General features: G+C 67.5%; 10 protein-coding genes. 5 read left to right on the top strand and 5 right to left on the bottom strand.

The annotated features are described in order from the left end of the window. Nucleotides 1-71: 71 nt before the first annotated feature. Both AU198_RS07030 and AU198_RS07025 read right to left on the bottom strand, forming a co-directional pair. Nucleotides 72-1211: an acyltransferase family protein gene (locus AU198_RS07030; protein ID WP_064346995.1), complete on the bottom strand. Its 1140-nt coding sequence runs from the start codon at nt 1209-1211 to the stop codon at nt 72-74. After that, entirely contained in the window at nt 1208-2893 is a 1686-nt protein-coding gene (locus AU198_RS07025) for a DEAD/DEAH box helicase (protein ID WP_064346993.1), read from the bottom strand. Before AU198_RS07025 ends, AU198_RS07030 begins: the two co-directional genes overlap by 4 nt. Before the next feature lie 93 nt (nt 2894-2986). Between AU198_RS07025 and AU198_RS07020 the strand changes: the two genes are divergently transcribed. After that, entirely contained in the window at nt 2987-3559 is a 573-nt protein-coding gene (locus tag AU198_RS07020) for an LppP/LprE family lipoprotein (RefSeq protein ID WP_064347150.1), read from the top strand. Between the two features lie 101 nt (nt 3560-3660). Here AU198_RS07020 and AU198_RS07015 read toward each other — a convergent pair whose 3' ends face one another. Further along, entirely contained in the window at nt 3661-4566 is a 906-nt protein-coding gene (locus tag AU198_RS07015) for a type IV toxin-antitoxin system AbiEi family antitoxin (RefSeq protein WP_064346991.1), read from the bottom strand. A gap of 202 nt (nt 4567-4768) precedes the next feature. Here AU198_RS07015 and AU198_RS07010 point away from each other — a divergent pair, with 202 nt between their 5' ends. Both AU198_RS07010 and AU198_RS07005 read left to right on the top strand, forming a co-directional pair. Continuing rightward, the gene (locus tag AU198_RS07010; protein WP_064346990.1) at nt 4769-8191 is read left to right on the top strand and encodes a TM0106 family RecB-like putative nuclease; all 3423 of its coding nucleotides are present in this window, start codon (nt 4769-4771) and stop codon (nt 8189-8191) included. A gap of 5 nt (nt 8192-8196) precedes the next feature. Beyond that, on the top strand, nt 8197-9543 hold the full coding sequence (locus AU198_RS07005; protein WP_197416046.1) for an FAD-binding oxidoreductase: 1347 nt from the start codon (nt 8197-8199) through the stop codon (nt 9541-9543). A 16-nt stretch (nt 9544-9559) separates the two neighbouring features. Here AU198_RS07005 and AU198_RS07000 read toward each other — a convergent pair whose 3' ends face one another. Both AU198_RS07000 and AU198_RS06995 read right to left on the bottom strand, forming a co-directional pair. Then, nucleotides 9560-11464, bottom strand: coding sequence for an MFS transporter (locus AU198_RS07000; protein WP_064346987.1), 1905 nt, complete (start codon nt 11462-11464; stop codon nt 9560-9562). 86 nt (nt 11465-11550) lie between these two features. Beyond that, nucleotides 11551-12843 carry a multidrug effflux MFS transporter gene (locus tag AU198_RS06995; RefSeq protein ID WP_502689271.1) on the bottom strand — a complete coding sequence of 431 codons (1293 nt, stop codon included), beginning with the start codon at nt 12841-12843 and terminating at the stop codon, nt 11551-11553. A 141-nt stretch (nt 12844-12984) separates the two neighbouring features. Between AU198_RS06995 and AU198_RS06990 the strand changes: the two genes are divergently transcribed. Together AU198_RS06990 and AU198_RS06985 are read left to right on the top strand one after the other, a co-directional pair. After that, nucleotides 12985-13737, top strand: coding sequence for a hypothetical protein (locus tag AU198_RS06990; protein ID WP_064346986.1), 753 nt, complete (start codon nt 12985-12987; stop codon nt 13735-13737). A 195-nt stretch (nt 13738-13932) separates the two neighbouring features. Further along, a complete protein-coding gene (locus AU198_RS06985; RefSeq protein ID WP_231744599.1) occupies nt 13933-17715 on the top strand; it encodes a multifunctional oxoglutarate decarboxylase/oxoglutarate dehydrogenase thiamine pyrophosphate-binding subunit/dihydrolipoyllysine-residue succinyltransferase subunit in 3783 nt (1260 codons plus the stop codon). Nucleotides 17716-17864 lie beyond the last annotated feature (149 nt).

Genomic DNA, 17864 nt, shown 5'->3' with positions numbered 1-17864 from the left:
GCGCGCTTAAGGGGTTCTTCTCACGCACCGGGCGCGTGCGATCTACCGGCTAGTGCGTGTGCGCGATCGCGTCATGATCGCACCCGGGTGAACCGGTGCAGCAGCCACGCCAGCGGGACCGTCATCACGAACGTGACGAGGAACAGCATGGCGATCGATCCGGTGTAGATCGGATAGCGCAGCACCTCGACCATCGCCAGTTCCATCGTGATCAGGTGGATCAGGAAGATCTCGTAGGAGATCTCGCCGAGGAACACCATCGGCCGGCTCGACAGCACCCGGGCGTAGATGCCGCGATCCCCCAGCGCCAGCGGCGCCACCGCCAGCGTCGCGATCACCGCGTAGAAGAACGCCTTCACCAATGCCTCGCGCAACTCGGCGGGCGAGGTGGTCGGCTCCCCGGCGATGGGTGTGGACGCGATGAAATAGCACACCACCGCCAGCGGTATGCACGCCAGGCCGTAGGCACGAACCCCCAGCGGTTGCAGCGCCGCCAGCAGCATCCCGCCGATGAACCAGGCGAGATACGACGGCAACCACAGCCGCGAGCCGTCGGGCAGGAAATCGGTGGTGTGCACGAGAACCAACCATGCGGGTGTGATCAGCGCCAGGACGGACAGTCCGCCGATCAGCAGGCCCGGACGCCACCGTCGTCGACACAACACCACCAGCAGCAACCACGCGAGCAGCGGCAGCACGGCGTAGAACGCAACTTCCACCGCCAGGCTCCACATCTGCGTGAGGCCTTGATGCAGATACGAGTACAGATAGTTGTCGGTGTAGATCTGGGTGTGAGTCAGGTTGCGCAGCAACCCCTCCCAGCTATGCCCGGGGTTCGGGCCCGCGGTGCGGAAGTGGTAAACGAGGTAGGCCGCCAGCACGGTGACCACGTAAGCCGGCATGATCCGTCGCACCCGGCGCCAGGCGTAACGGCGCGTCGACGGCGGGGAGGCCCCCGCGTGCGCGGCCTTCACCCACGGCGAGAACAACAGAAACCCGCTGAGCACGAAGAAGATCGGCACGCCGATCTCGGCGCGGGAGTACACCAGACCGACATAGCCCTGCGGGTACTTGCCCGTCGTGTACGCGGCGTGGGTCAACATCACCAACAGGGCGGCCACGGCGCGGATACCGGTGAGCGAGGAGACTCGTTCGGCCCTGCTGACGGATTCCAATCCGCCCTGCGCGTCCAAGCCGCGCGACAGCGTCATCTCTGCTTGTGCCGGCCCTTGTCCGGCCGTCGGTCGGGCTGCAGGTTGATCTTCACCCCCGAGATACGGGTGTTCTCAAGGGCTTTGAGTGTCTTCCTGGGCAGATCGGCGGGCAGCTCCACCAACGAGAAATCCGGACGGATGGTGATGTGGCCGAAGTCGCTGCGGTGCAGACCACCTTCGTTGGCGATGGCGCCGACGATGTGACCGGGTCCGACCTTGTGCCGCTTGCCCACCGAGATGCGGTACGTGGCCAGGCCTTCGCGCGGTTTGCGGTCGGGCTTGTCGCGGCGGGGACGCTCGTCACGTTCGCGGCGTTTCTCCGGCGGCGGTTCGACCATGAAGAACTCGTCACCACCGTGCGCCTGGGCGGCCAGCGCCGCCGCGATGTCGGCGATCGGCACGTCGTGCTCGCGTTCGTAGTCCTCGATGATGTTGCGAAAGACGTCGACGCCCGGTGCGCTGAGCGCTTCGGTGATCGAGTCGCGGAACTTCGCCACCCGCTGGGCGTTGACGTCCTCGACCGTGGGCAGTTCCGCCTCGACCAGCTTGGACCGGGTGGCCTTCTCTATGGCCTTGAGCAGGTGGCGCTCGCGCGGTGTGACGAACAGCAACGCCGACCCCGACCGGCCCGCCCGACCCGTGCGACCGATGCGGTGCACATAGGACTCGGTGTCGTTGGGGATGTCGTAGTTCAGAACGTGGGAGATGCGTTCGACGTCCAGTCCCCGTGCGGCGACATCCGTCGCGATCAAGATGTCGATTCTGCCGTCCTTCAATGCGGCGATGGTGCGCTCGCGCTGCGCCTGCGGGATGTCTCCGTTGATCGCCGCCGCGGCGAAGCCTCTGGCCTTGAGCCGCTCGGCGACCTCTTCGGTGGCTTGTTTGGTGCGGACGAACACGATCATCGCGTCGCCCTCCTCCACCTCGAGCACCCGCGTCAGCGCATCCATCTTGCGGTGGCCCGACACCTGGATGTAGCGCTGCGAAATGTTCTCGGCGGTGGCGGTTTTCGCCTTGACCGTGACCTCGACCGGATCGTGCAGGTATTTCTTGGTGATCTTGCGGATCGCCGGCGGCATGGTCGCCGAGAACAACGCGACCTGCTTGAACTCGGGGGTGTCGGCCAGGATGCGCTCGACGTCCTCGGCGAAGCCCATCTGCAACATCTCGTCGGCCTCGTCGAGTACGAGGTAGTCGAGCCGCGACAGGTCCAGGCGGCCCTTCTCGAGGTGGTCGATCACCCGACCCGGTGTGCCGACGACGACCTGGGCCCCGCGTTTGAGTCCGGCCAGCTGCGGACCGTAGGACGAGCCGCCGTAGATCGGCAGCACGTTGACCTCCGGCAAGTGGGCGCCGTAGCGGCCGAACGCCTCGGCCACCTGCAGCGCCAACTCGCGCGTCGGCGCTAGGACCAGCGCCTGGGTCACCCGGCTCGCGGTGTCGATCTTCGACAGGATCGGGATCGCGAACGCGGCGGTCTTGCCGGTGCCGGTCTGGGCCAGACCCACCACGTCGGAACCCGCCATCATGGCCGGGATGGTGGCGGCCTGGATCGCGGACGGAGTCTCGTAGCCGACGTCGACGACGGCCCGCAGCACCGAAGGGTGAATCTGCAGGTCGTCGAAGGTCAGGTCGCCGGTCGAGCCGTCGGGGCTCGCATCCGACTCGGCGGAGGTCATCGGCGTCGAGTCTAGTGCCAGCGAGCAGCCCGATTCGCCATGCGGTGTGTCGGCGCGACCTGGTCGACGCGATTTGCAAGGGTGGCTCAGGTGATGTGCACGGTTCGGCTCAACGGCCTCCTCGGCTCGGCGGCGGCGCTCTCGGCGGTGCTGGTGATCGCCGTCGGGTGCGGAGCCAGCGACTCCACCGTCTCCAAGACGCCCGACGCCATGCCCGCTTCGGCACCCGCGCCGGCCGCGCCGCCGCCCTCGGCCGCTCCCCCCGCCGCGTCCGGCGCACCGGCGGCCGACCCCTGCGCGGTTAATCTCGCCGCCCCGGAGATCACCAGGGCGGTCGCCGAGCTGCCGCGCGACCCCCGCAGCAACCAGGGCTGGAATCCGGAGCCGATCGCAGGCAACTACAACGAGTGCGCGCAGCTGTCGGTCGTCATCGTCAAGGCCAACACCAACGCCACCAACCCCAACACGCGGGCGGTGATGTTCCACCTCGGCAAGTTCATTCCGAGCGGGGCGCCCGACACGTACGGGTTCAACGGCGTGGACACCGCCGAGAGCACCGGCGACACGGTCGCGCTGCGTTACTCGAACGGCGTCCCCGGCCTCGACAGTGTGGTGAGGTTCCGCTGGAACGGAAACGGCGTCGAACTGATCGGCAACACCGGCTGACGGGTGGCGGCTGACGGGTCGCGCCTGACGGGTGGCGCCGAACGTGGGTTACCCGCACACCTTTCGCGGCGCCGACGTGTATCGAGACCACACTCGGCGGGCTATAGGCGAGCTATTTGAGCGTTGAGCCGAACCGTGTCCGAATGCGGCCAGCCTCTCGCCCGCATCGCGTCCCGTACGCGACCGAGAAAGACATGCGGACGATTGCGCAAGAGATCTCGACTCACCCGGACAATCAGCCAGCCTTGACCCGCCAGCTCGGCCAGCCGGTCGATGTCGCGTGCATGCTGTATCGGATCGTCCCAGTGTTGCGGACCGTCGTATTCGACGCCGACCTTGAACTCCTCCCAGCCCATGTCGACGCGGGCGACGAACGAGCCGTAGTCGTCGACAACGAGAATCTGCGTTTGCGACCTTGGAAACCCGGCCGCGATCAGCTGTAGGCGCGTGCGGGTTTCCTGCGGTGATTCGGCGCCTCCGTCCATCAGCTCCAGCACCCGCCGCAGCTGCACAGTGCCGCGAGCGCCGCGACGGGTTTCGGCGACACGCGCGACGTCGACCGGCTTGAGGCCAGTAACGTTCGCCAACGCATCGACCGCGATGATCGCCCTCTCGAGCCCTTTCCTCCGCCCGAGGTCGAATGCTGTCCGCGCCGGAGTGGTGACCGGCATTCCGCGCACAATGCCGACTTCGTCATCACGCAGCTTCGCCCGATGGATGACGATTCCGTCGACATCACATGCCTCGACGCGAATCAGTTCAGCGGGCAGGTCCTCGTCGATCCATCGAGACCCATGTAAGGCCGCGGCGGATGGCCCGGCGAGGGTGGCGTTTCGCCCGGACCACAACCACGCGGCCGCCGCTCGTCTGTCAGGTGTCAACGTCGCACCCTTCGGCAGGTAGACATTCCGATAGATCATGTTGTGGCGGCTGACCAACGTTCGCCTTGTCACCACTCCAGCCGCCAGCGCTTCAGTGCCGATGAACGGCGATGCATTCGTATCCATGCGGTCACTGTCGGTACGCCGTCTCTCCTAAACGGTCGATGCGGGCCGACGAACGGCGGTCCTGTGGATAAGCGCGGCCTTGGGGACGAATGAGTGCCCCGTCGAGTGTGGGCTCGTGTCACGCGCGGGCCGCGTCGGGTGTGCGGGTAACCCACGTTCGGCGAAGCGGTGAGGTGTCGCCCGGGTCACATACAGTGGCAGCGTGTTCGTGGCCTCCGACGGCGCCGAAACCCGCGTCGTATACAGCGCATCCGATCTTGCAGCGGCCGCCCGCTGCGAGTACGCGTTGCTGCGCGCCTTCGACGCCAAGCTCGGGCGGGGCCCCGCGGTCACGAACGAAGACGAGTTGTTGGCCAGGACGGCCCAGCTCGGCGACGAGCATGAGAAGCGACACCTCGATCTGCTGCGCGACCGCACCGACGTCGCGATCATCGGCAGGCCCCCGTACACGATCGACGGGTTGACCGCCGCCGCCGAGCAGACGCGTCGCGCTGTCGAGCGTCGCGCGGAGGTGATCTACCAGGCCGCGATGTTCGACGGCCGGTTCGTCGGCTTCGCCGACTTCCTGATCTTGGAGCGCGACGCCGAAGGTGAGCGGTATCGATTGCGCGACACCAAGCTCGCGCGCTCGGTGAAAGTCGAGGCGCTGCTGCAGTTGGCGGCCTACGCCGAAACGCTCACCGCCGCGGGCGTTCCGGTTGCCGACGAAGTCGAGCTCGTCCTCGGCGACGGCGCCACCGCGAGCTACCGCATCGACGAGCTGCTTCCGGTCTATCGGCCCCGGCGCGACGCCCTGCAGCGGTTGCTCGACGACCACTTCGCCTCGGGCGCACCGGTCAACTGGGCCGACGAGAGCGTGCGGGCCTGTTTCCGCTGTCCCGAATGCGAGGCCCAGGTTCGGGCCGGCGACGACCTGCTGCTGGTCGCGAACATGCGGGTGAGCCAGCGGGCACGTCTGCTCGACGCGGGTATCACCACGGTCGCCGATCTCGCGCGACATGAAGGTCCGGTGGCCGAGCTTTCGACGCGGACGTTCAGCGCGCTGCGGGACCAGGCCCGGTTGCAGCTGGCCCCGCGGGTCGATGGCAAGCCGCCGTACCAGATCGTCGACCCCCAGCCGTTCACGCTGCTACCCGATCCCGACAAGGGTGACCTGTTCTTCGACTTCGAAGGCGACCCCCTGTGGACGGCCGACGGGCACGAGTGGGGCCTGGAGTACATGTGGGGCGTGCTCGAAGTCGGCGGCGGTTTCCGCCCGCTGTGGGCGCACGACCGCGCGAGCGAGCGCAGGGCCCTCGTCGACTTCCTCAAGCTGGTGCGGCAGCGCCGCAAAAAGTATCCGAAGATGCACATCTACCATTACGCGGCGTACGAGAAGTCCGCGCTTCTCCGGCTGGCCGGCCGCTACGGTGTCGGCGAGGACGAGGTCGACGATCTGCTGCGCAGAGGCGTTCTGGTCGACCTATATCCATTGGTGCGCAAGAGCATTCGGGTGGGCACGGAGAACTACAGCCTGAAGTCCCTCGAGCCGCTGTACATGGGCTCCGAGCTGCGTACCGGCGACGTCACCACCGCCACGGAGTCGATCACGATGTACGCGCGGTTCTGTGAACTGCGGGCCGAAGGTCGCCACGACGAAGCCGACAACATGCTCAAGAAGATCGAGGACTACAACCGCTACGACTGCCGATCGACACACCGGCTGCGCGACTGGCTGATCAAGATCGCGATCGAGTCCAGCGTGCCGCCGCTCGGACCGCAGCCCGTCACCCAGAGCATCGCGGTCGAGGACACCGACCACCTGGCACGCACGCTGATGGACTTCGCCGGAGACGGTGTGGCGCAACGCAGTCCGGAACAGACGGCCATGGCGTTGATGGCCGCCGCGCGCGGATATCACCGCCGCGAGGACAAACCGTTCTGGTGGGCGCACTTCGACCGACTCAACAGCCCCGTCGACGAGTGGGCCGACACCAGCGACGTGTTCCTGGTCGACACCGACGGCGTGGTGGTCGTCAAGGACTGGCATCTACCGTCGACGCGCGCCCGCAAACAGCAGCGCTGGCTGGAACTGACCGGGGCGCTGGAGGGCGGCGGAATCAGCAAAGAGGTTTTCGCACTGTATGAACCGCCCTCACCCGCGGGTATGGCCGACAATGCGGACCGGCGCGCCGCCGGTAATGCCGACGTCATCGAGGTCGACGACGCGAATGTCCCGAGCCGGGTGGTGATTTGCGAACGCGAGACCCCTGCGGGCACGTTCACGCAGATACCGTTCGCGCTCACGCCGCGAAACATCGTGCCGACCAATAAGTTACGCGAAGCCATCGACACCGCGGCCGCCGACGTCGCCGCTGCGCTACCGGATCTGCCGCGCACCGCGGTGGTCGATATCCTGCTGCGCCGGCCGCCGCGCACGCGCAGCGGTGCGCCCCTGCCCCACACCGGCGATGTCACCGCCGACATCACCGCCGCAGTGCTCGACCTGGAATCGTCGTATCTCGCGGTGCACGGCCCGCCCGGGACCGGCAAGACGTTCACGGCCGCCCGGATCATCGCAGCTCTGGTGAACGACCGTCAGTGGCGCGTGGGTGTCGTAGCGCAGTCACATGCGGTGGTGGAGAACCTCTTTCGTGAGCTGGTCAAGGCGGGGGTGGACGCAGAGCGCATCGCCAAGAAGGACTGCCCCGACGACGTCGGCTGTCAGGCGATCGACAAGGACGAGTACGCGGCGTTCATCGCCAACCACGACGGGTGCGTCATCGGCGGCACCGCATGGGATTTCGCCAACGACACGCGCGTTGAGGCCCGCAGCCTGAACCTGCTGGTGATCGAGGAGGCGGGCCAGTACTGCCTGGCCAACACCATCGCCGTGGCCAGGGCCGCCGACAACCTGATGCTGCTCGGCGACCCGCAGCAGCTGCCGCAGGTCAATCAGGGCCACCATCCCGAGCCGGTCGATGCATCGGCGCTGGGCTGGCTGGTGCAGGAGAACCGCACGCTGCCCGAGGAATTCGGCTACTTTCTCGACCGCTCCCATCGGATGCATCCCGCGGTGTGCGCCCCGGTGTCCCGGCTGTCCTACGAGGGCAAGCTGAAGTCCGCGGAGGGCCCACCCGCCGCGCGGCGCCTCGTCGGCCAGGATCCCGGTGTGCGCGTGGTGTCCATCCCCCATGACGGCAACTCCACGAGCAGCCCCGAGGAGGCCGAAGCCATCGTGGCGGCGACACTGACGCTGCTCGGCAGCGACTGGACCGACGAGCACGGCACACGCGCATTGACCCAGAATGACGTCCTGGTCGTCGCCCCCTACAACGCGCAGGTTCTGCTGTTGCGCGACTACTTCGAGGCGGCCGGGCTGTCCGACGTCGCGGTCGGCACCGTGGACAAGTTCCAGGGCAGGCAGGCGCCGGTGGTGTTCATATCGATGACGGCGTCCTCCATCGACGATGTGCCGCGGGGAATATCGTTTCTGCTCAACAGGAATCGACTCAACGTCGCGGTCAGCCGCGCGAAATACCTCAGCGTGATCGTCCGTTCGGAGGCACTGACCGAGTATCTGCCGAGCACACCGGACCGCTTGATCGAGTTGGGCGCGTTCCTGTCGCTGGGCGCACCCGCGTGACGAGCTTGACCGACCGGCTGGCCGAGATCGTCGGAAACGCCTACGTCAGCACCGATCCCGACGTGCTCGCCGCCCGGGCCGTCGACCACACCGGGCGGTACCGGGGCCGGGCCAGCACCCTGGTGCGACCGGGGTCGGCCGATGAGGTCGCTTCGGTGCTGCGGGCATGCCGCGACGCCGGCGCGTACGTCACCGTGCAGGGTGGACGGACATCGCTGGTGGCTGGCACCGTTCCCGAACACGACGACGTGCTGCTGTCCACCGAGCGGCTGCGCGACATCGGCGACGTCGACGTCACCGAACGCCGAATCTCGGTGGGCGCCGGGGTCACTCTGGCCGAAGTGCAGCGGGCGGCCGGCGAGGCGGGGCTGGTATTCGGCGTCGACCTCGCCGCGCGTGACACCGCGACCGTCGGGGGCATGGCATCGACAAACGCCGGCGGACTGCGCACCGTTCGCTACGGCAACATGGGCGAGCAGGTGATCGGCTTGAACGTCGCGCTGCCCGACGGTTCGGTAGTGCACCGGCACAGCCGGGTGCGGATGGACAACACCGGCTACGACCTGACGTCGCTGTTCGTCGGCGCGGAAGGCACTCTGGGCGTCATCACCGCGCTCGATCTCAGGCTGCACCCCACGCCGCCTCACCGGGTGACGGCGATCTGCGGGTTCGCCGACCTCGATGCGCTCGTGACCGCCGGGCGGACCTTCCGCGACCTGGATGGTATCGCTGCGCTGGAGTTGATCGACGCGCGTGCCAGCGCGTTGACCGCCGCGCACGCCGGGGTGCCCGCGCCCGTCGATGGCACCTGGCAGCTGCTGATCGAACTGGCGGGCGACACCGACCAGACCGACCGGCTGGCCGAGGCAATCGAGGGCGCGGACCTGTGCGGTGAACCCGCCGTCGGCGTCGACACCGCCGCACAGCAGCGACTCTGGCAGGTGCGCGAGGCCGTCGCCGAAGTGCTCGGCGTGTACGGCCCGCCGCTGAAATTCGATGTCTCGCTTCCGCTTTCGGCTGTCGCACAGTTCGCCGCAGATGCGGCCCAACTCGTCGCCGACCATGCGCCCGAAGCGATCCCGGTGCTGTTCGGCCATGTCGGCGAGGGCAACCTGCACCTGAACCTCGTGCGGTGCACGCTCGACAGCGAAGTCGAACACGCCCTGTACGAAGCGATGATGGACCTCATCGCCCGCCTGGGCGGCAACGTCAGCAGCGAGCACGGCGTCGGCACCCGCAAGCGCCCGTATCTGGGAATGTCGCGCACCGACGCCGATATCGCGGCCATGCGAACAGTGAAGGCGGCCTTCGACCCGACCGGCTACCTCAATCCCGCGGTCCTGTTCGACTAGCTTCCGTCGTCAGTCGTCAGTCGTCGTCGTCGCGCGCATGCCTGCGGCTGGAACCAAACCGCCCCGGGTTCGACCGCTCGTGGCGATCGGGGCGATCGCGGCCCCCGTTGTGGGGATAGACACCGTCATCCGACCGCGGTGGGTCCAGCCATGTGGGCCGCCGCTCGTCATCGGCACGTAATCCGTTGTGCGACAACCCGATCGGGTCGTCCCGGGGTTCGGCGGGCGGTACGGGCGGAACGTCGGCGAGCAGTTGGTCGAGAATCGCGCGCCATGAGTCGTCGGAATGCTGGGTCGGGCGCTCCTCACGCGCGGGCAGCGGCTCGGTCGCCGGCTCCCGCTCGGCGCGCACCCACGACGCGGCGCCGTCGTTCCAGTCGATGGTGTACTCGACGTAGTCGTCATCGTCGTCGACGAACGGCTCGTCGTCGTCGGGTGCGACGGTGGCGGCGGGCTCGAGCGGACGGCGTGCGTAGCCGAGCAGAAAAACCGCGGCCAGCACACCGAACAGTGCGACGAATGCGGGCAACAGCAATGCTTGTGACATGGCAGCCGAGAACGGCGTGTGCAGAAAGGACGGCAACTGCGTCGCACCCCCATCACCGCCCTGGGCCGGATCGGACGCCCACGACGGCATCTCGGAGTTGACCTGCCACGTCATGAACGCCGCCATGCTGGCGCTGCCCAGCACCGCCCCGACCTGGCGGGTGGTGTTGTAGACACCCGAACCCGCACCCGCCAACCGCGGCGGCAGGTTGCGGGTCGCGGTAGCGGCCAGCGGTGACCAGATGAACGCCATGCCGATCCCCGTGGCGGTCAGCGGCAACACCAGCCGCCAGATCGGAGTGGTGGGTGCCATCTCCAGTGACAGCCAGGTCAACGCGACCGCCAGGACGGAGAACCCGAACCCGACCACCGGGCGTGGGTGCCACCGGTCGACGATCCGTCCGACGACGGGCGCGAGCACACCGGTGGCGATCGCCATCGGCGCAGTGAGCAGTGCCGACTGCGTCGGCGACAACCCGCCCACCGCCTGTGCGTAGAACATGACCGGCACGATCATTCCGGTCACGACGAAACCGATCGTCGCGACACCGAACGTCGACAGCGAGAAGTCGCGGTCGCGGAAGATCTCCAGCGGCAGCAGCGGGTCGTTGCGGTTGGCCGCCTGCCAGAACAGGAACGCGGCCACCACCCCCGTGCCCAGCGCCATCAGACCCCAGACCCAGTGGGTCCACCTGTTGGCCTGTCCCTCCTGCAGGGCGAACACGATGAGGAACAGCCCGACCGCCGACAGGATCACCCCCGCCACGTCGAACCGCTGCCGCTGCCTCGGCAGTTCGGGTACCAGCCGCAGCGCCAACGCCACGCCCACCACGCCGATCGGCACGTTGACGAAGAAGATCCACTGCCACCCGAGGGCGTCGACCAGAATCCCGCCGGCCAACGGACCGACCAGCGTCGCGACGCCGGCCGTCGCGCCCCAGACGCTCATCGCCATGCCGCGCCGCTCGGCGGGGAAGATGCGGGTGACCGTCGACAGCGTCTGCGGCGTCAGCAGCGCCGCACCCACGCCCTGCACGACTCGCGCCGCGATCAGCATCCCGATCGTGTCGGACAGCCCGCACCACAGCGAGGCGACGGTGAACACCGTCAGGCCCAGAAGGTAGAGGTTCTTCGGGCCGAACCGGTCGCCGAGGCGGCCCGCGACCAGCAACGGCACCGCGTATGCGAGCAGGTAGGCGCTGGTGACCCACAGGACGGCGTCGTAGCTGGCGCCGAACCTGGCCATGATCGACGGGTTGGCGACGGCGACGATCGTCGCGTCCACCAGGATCATGAAGAAGCCGACCATCATCGCCCACAGCGCATGCCACGGGTTCGTTGAGGCGTTCTGCCTGGTGAAGAGGGTTGACAACATTCTGGGTCGACTTGTACTCGGCGATCCCGCCGACGCTACGGAGCGTGGTCGATCCCCGACAAGGCGGGACCACGTGCCGCGAAGCGTCAGGCCGGCTCGGGCACGACGTCGGCGGTGACATCGCGTTCGGAGTCGTCCGCGCGTTCGGCCGCCGACACACCGACGGCCATGAGCGCGAGCAACGCGATCACCATACCCACCGTCATCACCGCGGCCAGAGCGAACTCGTCGTTGCCGAGCGCACCGACCAGCGGGGCGATCGCGGCACCCAGACCGAACTGCGCCGCACCGAGCAGAGCCGCCGCGGTACCCGCGGCGTCGGGGTGCCGGGTCAGCGCCAGCGCCGGCGCGTTCGGTATGACGAAGCCGACGGCCGCCAGGACGACCCATACCGGGACGACGAATCCGGCCACCCCGCCGACGGCGGCGACCGTGATCCCGACGAAGACCGCACCGCCGAGCGAGGCCACGGTCAGGGCCCACAACACGATGGTCTGCGGCCGGAATCGGCGCAGTAGGACGACGTTGAACTGCGTGGCCCCGATCAGTGCGATCGCACCGGCGGCGAAGACCAGCGCGAAGGCCTGCTGATCCAGACCGTAACGACCCTGCAGGACGAACGGCGCGGCCGAGATGTAGGCGAACAGCCCCGACATGCCCAGCGCCGCGACGAGGACCAACACCACGAACCGGGTATCGCGCAGCAACTCCAGGTACGTCGCGGCGATGCCGCGCACCTTCAGCGGGCGACGATGTGCGACGGGCAGCGTCTCCGGCAGGGCCGTCGCCGCAACCACCAGCAAGACCCCCGCCATCAGCACCAGCGCGGCGAACACCCAGTGCCAGGAGGCCTTCAGCAGAACCGCGGCGCCCAGCGAGGGAGCCAGCACGGGCGCGACGCCGAGCACCAGCATCAGCCGTGACATCACCGTGGCGGCCAGGGACCCGGTGAACAGATCGCCGACGACGGCGACCGCCACCACGGAGGCCGCTGCGGCACCCATCCCCTGCAGCGCCCGGGCCAGCCCGAGCACCTCGATGTTGGAGGCGAACATGCACATCAGCGAGGCGGCCATGTGCAGCACGATTCCGGCGATCAGCGGCCGGCGGCGGCCCAGCGAATCGGAGAGCGGCCCGACCACCAGCTGACCGAGCGCCAGCCCGGCGAGGGTTCCGGTCAACGTCAGCTGGGCGATCGACGAGGACACCCCGAGCTCCTCGGCGATTCTCGGCAACGCGGGCAGGTACATGTCGATGGTCAGCGGGCCCAACGCCACCATCACGCCCAGTACGACGATCATCCGGACGCGGCTCGGAGTCGTGCCCTCCTGGAACGGAGTCGGGGCAGTCGTCAGATCCACAGCGGTTGATGGTGCCACGGGAATGGTCAGCGTCGCTTCTCATTATTTTCTTCCCGGTCCGGCCGAGGGTGAGCGCGATCACGGCCGGGGCACTCACCGCCGCCGTCGTTCGTTGGGCCAAGCGATAGCCTGAGACGAGTCGTTCGGACAGGAGGCCCCATGAGTGCCCGGTCGAAGGCCAAGAGCCAGTCACCGGCGGTCAGCGATGGCTCCGCCGAGGATCCGAGCGTCGCCGCCAAGGCGCTCTCCCGCATCATCGAGCGCGGGTCGCGCGTGCAGGCTCCCGCGGTCAAGGCGTACGTCGACCGGCTGCGCGAACAGGACCCGCACGCGACGCCTGCCGATGTGATCACCAAGCTCGAGAAGCGCTACCTGAGCGCGGTGATGGCCAGCGGCGCCGCTGTCGGATCGGCCGCGGCGTTTCCCGGTATCGGGACGCTGACCGCGATGGCGTCGGTGGCCGGCGAGACGGTCGTCTTCCTGGAGGCGACGGCACTGTACGTGTTGGCCGTGGCCGAGGTGCACGGAATTCCGGCCGAGCATCAGGAGCGGCGCCGCGCGCTGGTGCTGGCCGTATTGGTCGGCGAGGACAGTAAACGTGCGATCGCCGACCTGGTCGGCGGCGGCCGCACTCGGGGCGCCTGGGTCGCGGACGGGGCGGCCACCCTGCCGCTGCCCGCGCTGTCGCAACTGAATTCGCGGCTGCTGAGGTATTTCGTGAAGCGCTACACGCTCAAGCGGGGCGCGCTCGCGTTCGGCAAGACGCTGCCGGTCGGCGTCGGCGCGATCGTCGGCGGTGTCGGGAACCGCCTGATGGGCAAGCGAATCATCAGCAACGCGCGCAGCGCGTTCGGCACCCCGCCACCAGGGTGGCCGACGGTGCTGCACGTGCTGCCCGCGCCCAAGGACTGACGGCGCGTGCCCGGGAAGGTCGTTGTCGTGGTCTGGCCGATGCTTCGGCGCTAGCCTTTAGACGGCGGAATGCGGGTAATCCGTACAGAACCTGGCGAGCGTTCAGATGCGCTCGCGTGAAGCGAAGAATCGAGGCGAGTAGCTACCGTGAGCTCACCTTCACCATTCGGACAGAACGAGTGGTTGGTCGAGGAGATGTATCGCAAATTCCGCGAGGATCCCTCGTCGGTAGATTCCAGTTGGCATGAATTTCTTGTCGACTACTCCCCGGAGCCGACCTCAGAGAGTCAGGGCCGCAGCGGGAACGGTCAGCGCACCGCGGGGCCGGTGAGCCCGCCGGAGCCGGCCCCCGCGCCCGCGCCCGAGCGGTCCGACAGCAACGGTGCCGCCCGGCCCGCGAAGGAGACCAAGGCCTCCGAGAGCAAGGCGTCGAAGTCGTCGGCACCGGCCAAGGCTCCCGCCAAGCCCAAGGAGCCCGCGAAGGAGTCGGCACCCAAGGAGTCGTCCAAGAAATCGGAGACCAAGGAGTCCGCCAAAGCCAAGACCAAGGACAAGGACGCCGAGGACAAGGATTCTGGCGGCGACGACGAGACCCAGGTGCTGCGCGGCGCGGCCGCGGCCGTCGTCAAGAACATGGCGGCGTCTCTGGAGGTGCCGACCGCGACCAGTGTTCGCGCGGTCCCGGCCAAGTTGATGATCGACAACCGGATCGTCATCAACAACCACCTCAAACGGACCCGTGGCGGGAAGATCTCGTTCACCCACCTCATCGGGTATGCGCTCGTGCAGGCGGTCAAGAAGTTCCCGGGTATGAACCGGTACTTCGATGAGATCGACGGCAAACCCAACGTGGTCACCCCGCCGCATACCAACCTGGGCCTGGCCATCGACCTGCAACGCAAGGACGGCGACCGGCAACTGGTGGTGGCCGCGATCAAGAAGGCCGACACGATGGGCTTCGGCCAGTTCGTGGCCGCCTACGAGGACATCGTGCGGCGGGCCCGCGACGGCAAGCTGACCATGGACGACTTCTCCGGCGTGACGATCTCGCTGACCAATCCGGGCACCATCGGCACCGTGCACTCGGTGCCGCGGTTGATGCGCGGCCAGGGCACCATCCTCGGCGTCGGCGCGATGGAGTACCCCGCCGAGTTCCAGGGCGCCAGCGAGGAACGCATCGCCCAACTGGGCATCGGGAAGCTGGTCACGCTGACGTCGACCTACGACCACCGCATCATCCAGGGCGCCGAATCCGGCGACTTCCTGCGGACCATTCACGAACTGCTGCTCGACGACGACTTCTTCGACGAGATCTTCCGCGAGCTGCACATCCCGTACGAGCCGGTGCGCTGGCGAACCGACAACCCGGACTCGGTCGAGGACAAGAACGCCCGCGTCATCGAGCTGATCTCGGACTACCGCAACCGCGGCCACCTGATGGCCGACATCGACCCGCTGCGGCTGGACAAGAACCGTTTCCGCAGCCACCCCGACCTGGACATCCTCACCCACGGGCTGACGCTGTGGGACCTCGACCGCGAGTTCAAGATCAACGGGTTCGCCGGCGCCGACGAGAAGAAGCTGCGCGACGTGCTCGGGCTGCTGCGTGACTCGTACTGCCGCCACATCGGCGTCGAGTACACCCACATCCTCGAACCCGAGCAGCAGCAGTGGTTGCAGGAGCGCATCGAGAAGAAGCACGAGAAGCCGACGGTCGCCGAACAGAAGTACATCCTGAGCAAGCTCAACGCGGCCGAGGCGTTCGAGACGTTCCTGCAGACGAAATACGTTGGCCAGAAACGTTTCTCGCTGGAGGGCGCGGAGACCGTCATCCCGACCATGGATGCGGTGATTGACCAGTGCGCCGAGTACGCCCTCGACGAGGTCGTCATCGCCATGCCGCACCGCGGCAGGCTCAACGTGCTGGCCAACATCGTCGGCAAGCCCTACTCGCAGATCTTCTCCGAGTTCGAGGGGAATCTGAATCCGTCACAGGCGCACGGCTCCGGCGATGTGAAGTATCACCTGGGCGCGTCGGGCAAGTTCATCCAGATGTTCGGCGACAACGACATCGACGTCTCACTGGTGGCCAACCCGTCGCACCTCGAGGCCGTCGACCCGGTCCTGGAGGGCCTGGTGCGCGCCAAGCAGGACATGATCGACAAGGGTGACGGCGACGGTGAGGGCGCCGGGGCGTTCAGCGTCGTGCCGCTGATGCTGCACGGTGACGCGGCGTTCGCCGGCCAGGGTGTGGTCGCCGAGACGCTGAACCTGGCCCTGCTCCGGGGATATCGCGTCGGCGGGACGATCCACATCATCGTCAACAACCAGATCGGTTTCACCACATCGCCGTCGGATGCCAAGTCCTCGGAGTACTGCACCGATGTCGCCAAGATGGTCGGTGCGCCGATCTTCCACGTCAACGGCGACGACCCCGAGGCCGCGGCCTGGGTGGCCCGGCTCGCGGTCGACTTCCGCCAGAAGTTCCACAAGGACGTCGTCATCGACATGCTGTGCTATCGCCGCCGCGGACACAACGAAGGTGACGACCCGTCGATGACGCAGCCGAGCATGTACGACGCGATCGACGTCAAGCGCGGCGTGCGCAAGAGCTACACCGAAGCGCTGATCGGCCGCGGCGACATCTCGATGAAAGAGGCCGAGGACGCGCTGCGTGACTACCAGGGCCAGCTGGAACGGGTCTTCAACGAGGTGCGCGAACTCGAGAAACACGAGATCGAACCGAGCGCCTCGGTGGAAGCCGATCAGATGGTGCCCGCCGGTACGAACACCGCGGTCGACAAGTCGCTGCTGGCGCGGATCGGCGATGCGCATCTGTCGGTGCCCGAGGGCTTCAACGTGCACCCGCGAGTCAAGCCGGTCCTGGAGAAGCGCCGCGAGATGGCCTACGAGGGCAAGGTGGACTGGGCGTTCGCCGAGCTGCTCGCGCTCGGCTCGCTGATCGCCGAGGGCAAGACCGTGCGGCTGTCCGGGCAGGACACCCGCCGCGGCACGTTCACCCAGCGCCATTCGGTGATCATCGACCGCAAGACGGGTCAGGAGTTCACTCCGCTGGATCTGTTGACCGTCGACAAGGACGGCAACCCGACCGGCGGCAGGTTCATGGTCTACGACTCCCCGCTGTCGGAGTTCGCGGCCGTCGGCTTCGAGTACGGCTACTCCGTCGGCAACCCCGATGCGCTGGTGTTGTGGGAGGCGCAGTTCGGCGACTTCATCAACGGTGCGCAGTCGATCATCGACGAGTTCATCAGCTCCGGTGAGGCCAAGTGGGGCCAGCGCTCGGATGTCGTGCTGCTGTTGCCGCACGGGCACGAGGGTCAGGGCCCCGACCACACGTCCGGACGCATCGAGCGGTTCTTGCTGCTGTGGGCCGAGGGGTCGATGACGATCGCGATGCCGTCCACGCCGGCGAACTACTTCCACCTGCTGCGGCGTCACGCCCTGGACGGCATTCACCGGCCGCTCATCGTGTTCACGCCGAAGTCGATGTTGCGGAACAAGGCCGCCGTCAGCGACATTCGCGACTTCACCGAGCAGAAGTTCCGTTCGGTGCTCGAGGAGCCGACCTACACCGACGGCGACGGGGATCGCAGTCAGGCCAAGCGGATGCTGCTGTGCAGCGGCAAGCTCTACTACGAGCTGGCCGCCCGCAAGAACAAGGATCAGCGCGACGACGTGGCGATCGTGCGCGTCGAGCAGCTCGCTCCGCTGCCGCGGCGCCGGCTGGCCGAGACGCTGGACCGCTATCCCAACGTCGAGCAGTACTTCTGGGTGCAGGAGGAACCGGCGAACCAGGGTCCGTGGCCGACGTTCGGACTGACGTTGCCGGAGGTCCTGCCGGAGAAGCTGACCGGGATCACGCGGGTCTCGCGGCGGGCCATGTCGGCGCCGTCGTCGGGCTCGTCGAAGGTGCATGCCGTCGAGCAGCAGGAGATCATCGACGAGGCGTTCGCCTGAGCGTTCGGTCCAGGGCGTTCGCCTGAGTATTCCGCCGGGCGGGCTCTAAGCGGTTGATTCCCCGCACCGGGTAAGTGAGATCAACCCGTTAGTGGGCGGACCGGCGGTTCCGGCTAACCTCTTGACGGCTACAACACGAGGGAGTGGTT

The organism is Mycobacterium sp. GA-1199 (assembly GCF_001500045.1).
Classification (GTDB): domain Bacteria; phylum Actinomycetota; class Actinomycetes; order Mycobacteriales; family Mycobacteriaceae; genus Mycobacterium.
Note: the sequence above shows the minus strand (reverse complement) of the source record. Positions and strands in the feature narration are given on the sequence as shown.

Excerpts from the sequence above, each read along its gene's own strand:
- AU198_RS06985 (WP_231744599.1), top strand. The coding sequence starts at position 13,933 with ATGTATCGCAAATTCCGCGAGGATCCCTCGTCGGTAGATTCCAGTTGG.
- AU198_RS06990 (WP_064346986.1), top strand. The coding sequence starts at position 12,985 with ATGAGTGCCCGGTCGAAGGCCAAGAGCCAGTCACCGGCGGTCAGCGAT.
- AU198_RS07030 (WP_064346995.1), bottom strand. The coding sequence starts at position 1,211 with ATGACGCTGTCGCGCGGCTTGGACGCGCAGGGCGGATTGGAATCCGTC.
- AU198_RS07000 (WP_064346987.1), bottom strand. The coding sequence starts at position 11,464 with ATGTTGTCAACCCTCTTCACCAGGCAGAACGCCTCAACGAACCCGTGG.
- AU198_RS07015 (WP_064346991.1), bottom strand. The coding sequence starts at position 4,566 with ATGGATACGAATGCATCGCCGTTCATCGGCACTGAAGCGCTGGCGGCT.
- AU198_RS07025 (WP_064346993.1), bottom strand. The coding sequence starts at position 2,893 with ATGACCTCCGCCGAGTCGGATGCGAGCCCCGACGGCTCGACCGGCGAC.
- AU198_RS07020 (WP_064347150.1), top strand. The coding sequence starts at position 2,987 with ATGTGCACGGTTCGGCTCAACGGCCTCCTCGGCTCGGCGGCGGCGCTC.